Source organism: Actinomyces polynesiensis, from assembly GCF_000820725.1.
GTDB lineage: Bacteria > Actinomycetota > Actinomycetes > Actinomycetales > Actinomycetaceae > Pauljensenia > Pauljensenia polynesiensis.
In genome coordinates, this window is sequence record NZ_CCXH01000295.1 from 1 (window position 1) to 2,087 (window position 2,087).

General features: G+C 71.2%; 2 protein-coding genes. Both read left to right on the plus strand.

Features of this window, described 5'->3' with window-relative positions; translation table 11 throughout:
- Positions 1-1,090: amidase family protein (locus tag TA90_RS12270; RefSeq protein ID WP_043536884.1), on the plus strand; the 1,090-nt coding region annotated here is incomplete at its 5' end.
- Positions 1,090-2,087, plus strand: a 998-nt coding sequence (gatB, locus tag TA90_RS12275; RefSeq protein WP_043536885.1) for an Asp-tRNA(Asn)/Glu-tRNA(Gln) amidotransferase subunit GatB, incomplete at its 3' end; no start/stop codon positions are given. The genes TA90_RS12270 and gatB, both read left to right, overlap by 1 nt.

Here is a 2,087-nt window from a genome sequence, read left to right on the forward strand (position 1 = left end):
CGGTCCCACCGGCAACCCCTGGGACCTCTCCCGCATCCCCGGCGGGTCCGGGGGCGGCTCGGCCGCAGCGGTGTCCTCCTTCATGGTGCCCCTGGCCCTCGGGTCCGACACGGGCGGTTCGATCCGCCAGCCCGGCGCCGTCACCGGGACGGTGGGCGTGAAGCCCACCTACGGTGCGGTCTCGCGCTACGGGCTGGTCGCCATGGCCTCCTCCCTGGACCAGATCGGCCCGGTCACCCGCACGGTGGCCGACGCCGCCGCCCTGCAGGAACTCCTGGGGGGCTGGGACCCGGCTGACTCGACCTCGTTGAAGGAGCCGGTCCCCCCACTGCTGGAGGCCGTGGAGGCCGTCCACCGCGACGGGATCACGGGCCTGCGCGTCGGCGTGGTCGAGGAGCTGTCGGGGGAGGGCTACCAGCCCGAGGTCCTCGACGCCTTCCAGGCCACCGTCGAGAAGCTGCGCGGGGCCGGCGCGGAGGTCCACGAGGTCTCCTGCCCGAGCTTCGAGTACGCGCTCGCGGCCTACTACCTGATCATGCCCGCCGAGGTCTCCTCGAACCTGGCCCGTTTCGACGGCATGCGCTACGGCATCCGCGTCCTGCCCGAGGAGGGCAAGGTCACCGCCGAGCGCGTCATGGCCGCCACCCGTGAGGCCGGCTTCGGTGAGGAGGTCAAGCGCCGCATCATCCTGGGCACCCACGTGCTGAGCGCCGGCTACTACGACGCCTACTACGGCTCCGCCCAGAAGGTGCGCACCCTGATCCAGCGCGACTTCGCGCGGGTCTTCGACGAGGTCGACGTGCTGGTCTCCCCGACCGCTCCGACCACCGCCTTCAAGTTCGGGGACAAGATCTCCGACCCGATGGCCATGTACCTCAACGACGTGGCCACGATCCCGGCGAACCTGGCGGGCGTGCCCGCGATGTCGGTGCCCAACGCCGTGGCGGCGGACGGCCTGCCCGTCGGCTTCCAGGTGATCGCCCCCGCCCGCGGGGACCAGAGGATGTACGAGGTCGCCCAGCTGGTCGCCGACCTCAGCGAGGACGTCGCCGGGGCCTCCCCGGCCGCGCGGTGGGAGGAGTCGGAGTGATGGCGGAGCTGATGGACTACGACGAGGCGGTACGCGAATTCGACCCCGTCCTCGGCATCGAGGTGCACGTCGAGCTGGGGACGAGGACGAAGATGTTCGACGCCGCCCCCAATGCCTTCGGCGGTGCACCCAACACCTACGTCACCCCGGTGTCCCTGGGCCTGCCCGGGTCCCTGCCCGTGGTCAACCACAAGGCCATCGAGTACGCGATCAGGATCGGCCTGGCGCTGAACTGCGAGATCGCGGAGTACTGCCGTTTCGCGCGGAAGAACTACTTCTACCCCGACCTCACCAAGGCCTTCCAGACCTCCCAGTACGACGAGCCCATCGCCCACGACGGGTGGGTGGACGTCGAGCTGGAGGACGGGGAGATCTTCCGCGTGGAGATCGAACGCGCCCACATGGAGGAGGACGCCGGCAAGAACACCCACATCGGCGGCGCCGAGGGCCACATCCAGGGCGCGGACCACTCCCTGGTGGACTACAACCGCGCCGGCGTGCCCCTGGTGGAGATCGTCACCCGCCCCATCGAGGGTGCGGGCCCGCGCGTGGCGGAGGTGGCACGCGCCTACGTGCAGACCCTGCGTGACATCTTCCGGGCGCTGGAGGTCTCCGAGGCCCGCATGGAGCGCGGCAACGTGCGCGCCGACATCAACCTCTCCCTGCGCGACACCCCGGAGAGCCCGCTCGGGGTGCGCTCCGAGACGAAGAACGTCAACTCCTTCCGCGGCATCGAGCGCGTCGTGCGCTTCGAGGTGTCCCGCCAGGCGGCGATCCTCTCCGAGGGCGGCACCGTCGTCCAGGAGACGCGGCACTACCACGAGGAGGACGGCACCACGTCGCCGGGTCGCGTGAAGTCCGACGCCGAGGACTACCGCTACTTCCCCGAGCCCGACCTGCTGCCCATCGCGCCCCCGCGCGAGTGGGTGGAGGAGCTGCGGGCCACCCTGCCCGAGCTGCCCGGCGCCAAGCGGCGGCGCCTGCTGGGGGAGTGGGG